The following is a 6,931-nucleotide window of genomic DNA, read 5'->3' on the forward strand; positions in this document are numbered from 1 at the left end:
TAGCCTCTTATGTGGTTCCTGTTCGTCGGGCCGGAGGTTTGCCGCCGACTTCCTTCAGATTCCACCTCACGGTGGACACCCTTGTCTTAAGCTACGGCTACTGCTACCTTTGCCGTTCGGGACTTTCACCCTATAGACAACGCCCATGCCGGGCGCACATTAACAGCAGTCGTCTCTCTTGTTTTAGAGACGACTGCTGTTTTTTTTAGTGCAGGATCTCTCCTTCAGTTTCATGTAAGAACAAGGAAGTAAAACAAGTTACAACCATGAAAGCAGAAATAAAAGAAACAGTTGCCATAAAACTGGAATTTGCAGCCAACATTCCTCCAATAACGCTTGGAGCAATCGTATTAGCTACACGTTGCGCCATGGTACCCCACGAATAGCCAACACCGCGAATTTCAGTTGGATACAACTCGCCCATCCATGTATCCCATACTCCCCATGCTCCCAAGCTGAAGAACGAAACTACGAAATTCCATAGGTACATTTCTAATAATGTATCGGCAAATGCAAAACCAAAGCCACCGATAGCAGCCAACAATACAAAGGAAAACATCACTTTTTTGCGTCCTAATTTTCCTGTCAAATAAGATGATGCCATATATCCAGGGAACATAAAAACTGCGGAAATCGCCAAAAAGCTCAACCCTTGAGGCGCACTCAAGCCCTTTTTGGCAAGAAGTACCGGCATCCATGAATTGAGCCCCCAATACCCCCAAGAGAAGGTAAAATTAACAATTGATTGTAGTATAGTCGCAAGTAAATATTTACCTTTAAAAATCTCTATATACGCACCTGGTTTTACATTATCAACGATAAGTTCAACATCTTCAAGTTCAGCATCAATCTTTCCCTCGCTAAGCCTTTTTATTACTTCTTTTGCTTCCTTCTGCCGCCCGTTCCCTGCCAACCAATAAGGAGATTCAGGAACAAACATTAACACTACAAAAGCCCACAGTCCTGCGAGAGAGCTGACACCAAGAATCCAACGCCAGCCTAAATCCATAAATAAGTAAGTAATACCGATCGCAATCAGGTATCCAACGGGCCATCCAGAGGCAAGATACACAGTCGCTCTACCGCGGACTCTAACCGGCAATAATTCCTCAAAGTAGGGAAACGTAGTAACCAACAATCCTGAGAGGGCAAGACCAGAAATAAATCGTGTCCACCATAGCATTTCATAACTAACGGAAAATGCACTGATCAACGAAATAATTCCATATAAAATCAGACTGGAAACTATTGAGACCTTTCGACCAATTTTATCTACAACTTTACCCCAGAGCAAACTACCGGGTATCATACCAAGAAAGATTGAACCTATTAATTCACCAATCTGAATACCACTTAACTTAAATTCAGTTCCAATCGAACCACTGGCCAAGATGATAATCATCATCTCCCAAGCCTCAATGACGAAGGAAAAAAACAAGGCCATTCCCGCTTTCCAGTGCATGCTTGTGACTGGCATTCTTTGAAAATACTCTCCAACTTGTACAATCCTCTTACTTTCATTTACCTTTAATCCTTCAAACATAATTTTCCCTCCTTAAATTCACTTAAAAGCATATATTAGTTTTGTAAAAGGGGGTAAACAATGTAAAAGGGGGTAAACAATAAGAATTAGTCACCCAAGTCATTAGTCTAACTTCCCCGGCAGGTCTTGGCTTTAATTTTAACTACATTAGGTAAATGAACAAGAAGGGATAATAGTAAGGATTTATGCATTATGTTTTTCCAGAAGCGTTTGAAGGAAAGCAGACTATTGGCAGGATATACGAGGAACTTCACTCCACTGGATTTTTTGGTGGGTATTATGAACACTAATTGACAAATTCTAAATGTAATTTAAAGAGTTACGTACCTTTGTGTTCAATTAAAAGCATTGATTTATATTGGTTCCTGAGCCCCCGTCAAACCTTTTTCCAACGAGGGCTCAGGTCGCCAATTTGTTATTGTAACTTAGAGTTAATTTCTCATCTGCTGGCGTTTTAACTTAGTCGCTTCATAATCAATTGCAAGAGTTATCGGATCCAAAATAACGCCATATGATTCTTCAGCAGCCTTTATACTTACATACCCGCGAACAACATCCAAACGAACCTCTTCAGCCGGTCTGTCCAGCGGATTACCGTAACCACCACCTCCGCCAGTTTGATTGGAAAGCAAATCTCCTGCTTTTAATGGATGCCCTGTAGCCTTCTGGATAATCTTTTCTTCCGGTGTCCCAGGGTTGATAACTACACGATTTGTGGCACCAGCCTTGCCACCAAATAAACCCCAAGGTGGACATTCAGAACGTTCTTGTGTTGTTGTAAACTGCGCATCATGATCAAGAATACGGAAATCACGATAATGACCAAGACCGCCGCGATACCTTCCTGGCCCTCCGGAATCCTGACGAATTTCATACCGTTCAACTCTTAAAGGATATTTGGCTTCGACAATTTCAACAGGAACATTGCGAGTATCACCATCAGCAATAGCAATCATTACATTCTCACCGTCACGAAACTTGTTGGCACCCCAACCGCCACCTTGTGCCTCTACGTGTAAATACGGCGTCTTTGTCCTCGGATCAGTTCCGAAGATAAAGATTGCACTAACGTCACCGTAATGGGCTGCCGGTATTTTGTGTGGTATCGCTGGAGCCAGTGCCTTGAAAATTGTGTCTATTAGCGTGATAAGAACCAAACCATAAACAGCAGACGGTGCTGGGTGTTTGGCATTAAACATACAATTTTCCGGCACGACTAACTTCAATGGTACAAACGTTCCTTCATTGACAGGGCTAAGTGGACTTGTCACCGCTTTTAAAGCAATTCTCGCCCCAGACAACGTGGCTGCATAACCACAGTTTATCGGGCCAAGGCACTGTTCAGCGGAACCGGTTAAATCAATGGTCATCTCGTCCCCTTCTATTCGCACTGTTACTTTAACTTTAGGATTCTTGACCCCTACACCGTCATCATCCATAAATGCTTCGGCACTATAAACACCATCTGGTATAGCTGCAATAGCTGCACGAGTAGCTGCTTCCTCCATCCTGAACATTTCTTGTATAGCAGCACGAACAGTATCGAGCCCGTAGCGATTAACAATTTCCTGCATACGGCGCTCACCTGTATGACATGCAGCAATCTGCGCCCGCACATCACCCATAACGCTATCCGAAAAACGGACATTGTCGCGCAAAATTTGATAAACATCCCGATTCATAACGCCACCCTTCATCAGTTGGATAGAGCGAAGGCGTATACCCTCTTGATATATTTCCGTCGTATCTGTAGTCCACCCACCAGGGGAAACAGCACCAATATCCAACCAGTGGGCACGGCTTGCCGCAAACCCTACCAATGTCTTGCCATCTTCAAGAAAGATCGGACTACAGACCACCACATCGTTTAGGTGTGTGCCTACCGTATACGTGTCATTAATAAGATAGATGTCACCAGGAGACATGTTTTCCTTGCCAATATCCGTGATGATTTGTTTTACCGAAGGCGACAAATTTCCCAGAAATATTGGCAGACCAGCTGATTGAGAAATCATGTTCCCATTCTCATCAAACATACCAACACTAAAATCCAGAACCTCATAAATGATAGGATTATATGCTGTACGAGTAAGATTTATTTTCATTTCGTCTGAAGCTGCAACAAATCCATTACGAATTACTTCAACTGTAATTGGATCCACTTTAGTCGCCATCTTTTTACGCCTCCCTTCTTGTTATCAAAAGATTACCATTTTTGTCAACTAAACACTTGAAATTTGGTGTAATAAGTGTCGTACTTACTTTTTCCGCAACGATTGCAGGTCCATGTATAACATTTCCAGCCAAGAGCTTTTCTCTATCATAAACAGTACATTCTGTAAATCCTTCTTCTGGATTGAGACAAATCTTGGTGTTGCCAATTATTGCATCAGAAGCTGGTTCTTGCCCTCCATAAGTAATTTCCTCAAATTTAACTTCACCTAACACACCAAACGCAGCTAAACGTAAATTTATAATCTCTGTTGGTTCAACTTCGGAAGCATGACCGTAAGCCTGATCATGCAGGCGATCAAATTCCTTGCGAAGTCTATTCAATAATTCGGCAGTTATAGGACCGTTGGGAACTGGAACACGAACAGTATATTCCTGTCCAACATATCTCATTTCCACAGAACGTTCCATTCTAATAGGAGTTCCTTCATCTACCTCGCCAGCCAGTGTAGCTGCAGCTTCCCTTTCCATTTCTGCATACAATGATTCCAAATCAACCGGATCCGCATTTTCCAAACTAACAAGACGAGTACGTGCAAAATCATGACGGACCTCACTCAGTAACATACCCAATGCTGAAAATGCCCCCGGTGCGATCGGTACTATTACCGTCGGAATACCAAGCTCTTCTGCAATTTCGCATGCATGGATTGGTCCGGCTCCACCGAAAGCCATTAAAGCAAAGTCTTTCGGGTCAAGTCCGCGCTGTACTGTCACTGCACGAATAGCATAAGCCATATTATTATTAACAATTCGGATAATACCAGCTGCACCTGTTACCTCATTCAAACCTAATGGTTCCGTTACCCGTTTAATTGCATTTACTGCCGCTTCTCTATCAATCTCCATTGACCCACCAAGCAAATGGGTTGGAACTCTACCAAGTACCAAGTTTGCATCAGTTACAGTCGGTTCTACACCACCACGACCATAACAAGCTGGCCCCGGCTCAGCACCAGCAGATTGAGGTCCTACATTCAGTGCACCGGCGCGATCGAGGTAAGCTATCGATCCTCCTCCAGCGCCAACCGAATAAATGTCAACCATTGGCACCATTAATGGATGCCGTTCAATCTGCGATTCTGCAGTTACCCTAATCTTACCCTCATAAATCAAGCTCACATCAGTACTTGTACCACCCATATCAAAAGCTATTATATTTTTAAATCCAGCATCTTTACCTACAAAAGCAGCACTGACTGCACCACCTGCCGGACCCGACATAATGGTGTGTACCGGTTTTGCCTTCGCAGATTTGACAGACATAATGCCTCCGGAAGACTGGTTTACAAAAAATGGGTGTCTGTAGCCTAACTCAGACAATCCGTTTTCTATTCGATTCAAGTAGTTGCCAACCTTTTCAGCAATGTAAGCATTAATAACTGTTGTACTGGTCCTCTCATACTCACGCCATTCACGAGCTAATTGATGAGAAAGTGATACCTGAGCTTCCGGATACACTTCAGCTAAAATCTCTCCTATGGCAATTTCATGCACAGGATTGATATATGCGTGTAACAGGCAAACTGCAATTGCCGTAATTCCCTCCTTACGGAAAAACTCAGCTGCCTTAACTACATCTTCACGCTCTAGTGGAATTATTACATTACCCTGTGCATCAAGCCGTTCTCTAACCTCTAACCGATATTCCCTTGTTACTAATGGTTCAGGTTTTTTGTAGAATAAGTCATACATATCAATACGGTTAACACGTCCTATTTCATAAACGTCACGGAAACCTATAGTAGTAATAAGTCCAGTTTTTGCTCCCTTTTTTTCTAAAAAGCAGTTCAACCCAACTGTAGTTCCGTGAATAACCATAGACGTGTCCGAAAGATCCACATCAGCCAGTTTTAATCCAGTTTTAATCCCTTCCCACAGGTCGCGTGGAGTCGTTGCTGTTTTTTCTAGGCTCACACGTCCAGAGTCCTGATCATAAATAACAAAATCCGTAAACGTACCACCTATATCAATAGCAACACGGTATCTTGCCTTATCTGACATGATTTTTTCCTCCCTTTATAAAATAAGGATTTCTTCAATATTACTAACGTAAACTAACGATAATTAAATTAATTTATCTTAATCCCCCTCCTTTCGGTGAATTTTCATCCATCGCTTTGCTTTTCATGACATGTGTTAACTCCCAAAAACTTAATCCCCTCCTTATGTCATTTCCATTTATTAACTTATTCTTTTTCTCTATTTTCTGATTTATTTAAATTGTCGCAGATTAACTGAGTAATCTGTATATCTTTTGAAGACAAAAAAAAAAGCACTTATTGTCGGTTTAAAACAATGTGCTCTTTAATATCCTAGATATATGGAATTGTTTCAGAAGATTAATAGCCGACGCATTTTCAATGTCAAATGAAAGTTTAAGCGCTGTTCAGGATGCTCAAAAAGATCAAACCCCAGAATATCACGTACCTTATCTATTCTATACTTAACCGTATTGGGATGAACGAATAGACGTTTGGCTGCAGCTGAAAAACTTTCTTTTTCGTCTAAATATATTTCAAGCGTTTTGACTAAATCCGTATGATTTTCAGAGTCATATTGAAGCAATCGTTCTAAAAGTGCTAACGAAACACCCCCTATAATATCCTTGTTGACCTGCCCTAATATACCGTATACCCCCAATTCATGGTAAGCTGTTATGTGCCCGTAACCATAAACTTTATCCCCTATATCAATAGCTTGAATAGCTTCACGATAGCTCTTACATAAATCTAGGGGTGATGGATAAAATTCACCAATGCCTATCGATATTCTTATTCCGGTGAATTCTTGCAAAATGATATCCCTTAGAGCAGCAGCTGTACTTTTTGCCTTCTCCCTTGCTTGGTCACGCTCTGGCAATTTTTCAAAATGAACAAATATTAATAATTTATTCCCCCTTAAAACAATTAAGCTTCTAGGACAGTATTGATCAATAACAGGCCTAAGGTATCCTTTAATCTGGTTCTCAAGTTTACGCATCACGTTTTGATTTCCTTTGGCATCGAGGAACTGATCTGTCAATTCAAAGTGAATAGCTATAAGCCAGTAGCGTTGCATTAATTTTATGAATGGTAGTCAACTATGTTTTGGTCATTACGCATTATGGTATATATGACATTTATGTAATTATATGTAATTAAGGACTCCTGTTCT

General features: G+C 41.4%; 4 protein-coding genes. All 4 read right to left on the reverse strand.

Features of this window, described 5'->3' with window-relative positions:
- Window positions 1-205: 205 nt before the first annotated feature.
- Window positions 206-1,543, reverse strand: a complete 1,338-nt coding sequence (locus ULO1_RS03990) for an MFS transporter (RefSeq protein WP_079933030.1) — start codon at window positions 1,541-1,543, stop codon at window positions 206-208.
- Window positions 1,544-1,974: 431 nt separating this feature from the next.
- On the reverse strand, window positions 1,975-3,717 hold the full coding sequence (locus ULO1_RS03995; RefSeq protein ID WP_079933031.1) for a hydantoinase B/oxoprolinase family protein: 1,743 nt from the start codon (window positions 3,715-3,717) through the stop codon (window positions 1,975-1,977).
- Window positions 3,718-3,721: 4 nt separating this feature from the next.
- Window positions 3,722-5,779, reverse strand: a complete 2,058-nt coding sequence (locus ULO1_RS04000; protein ID WP_079933032.1) for a hydantoinase/oxoprolinase family protein — start codon at window positions 5,777-5,779, stop codon at window positions 3,722-3,724.
- Window positions 5,780-6,109: 330 nt separating this feature from the next.
- Window positions 6,110-6,835 carry a CdaR family transcriptional regulator gene (locus ULO1_RS04005; protein ID WP_079933033.1) on the reverse strand — a complete coding sequence of 242 codons (726 nt, stop codon included), beginning with the start codon at window positions 6,833-6,835 and terminating at the stop codon, window positions 6,110-6,112.
- Window positions 6,836-6,931 lie beyond the last annotated feature (96 nt).

It is taken from the genome of Carboxydocella sp. ULO1, from assembly GCF_002049255.1.
In the GTDB taxonomy this organism is placed as follows: domain Bacteria; phylum Bacillota.

Coding starts and splice junctions, on each gene's coding strand:
- ULO1_RS03990 (WP_079933030.1), bottom strand. CDS start 1,543: ATGTTTGAAGGATTAAAGGTAAATGAAAGTAAGAGGATTGTACAAGTT.
- ULO1_RS03995 (WP_079933031.1), bottom strand. CDS start 3,717: ATGGCGACTAAAGTGGATCCAATTACAGTTGAAGTAATTCGTAATGGA.
- ULO1_RS04000 (WP_079933032.1), bottom strand. CDS start 5,779: ATGTCAGATAAGGCAAGATACCGTGTTGCTATTGATATAGGTGGTACG.
- ULO1_RS04005 (WP_079933033.1), bottom strand. CDS start 6,835: ATGCAACGCTACTGGCTTATAGCTATTCACTTTGAATTGACAGATCAG.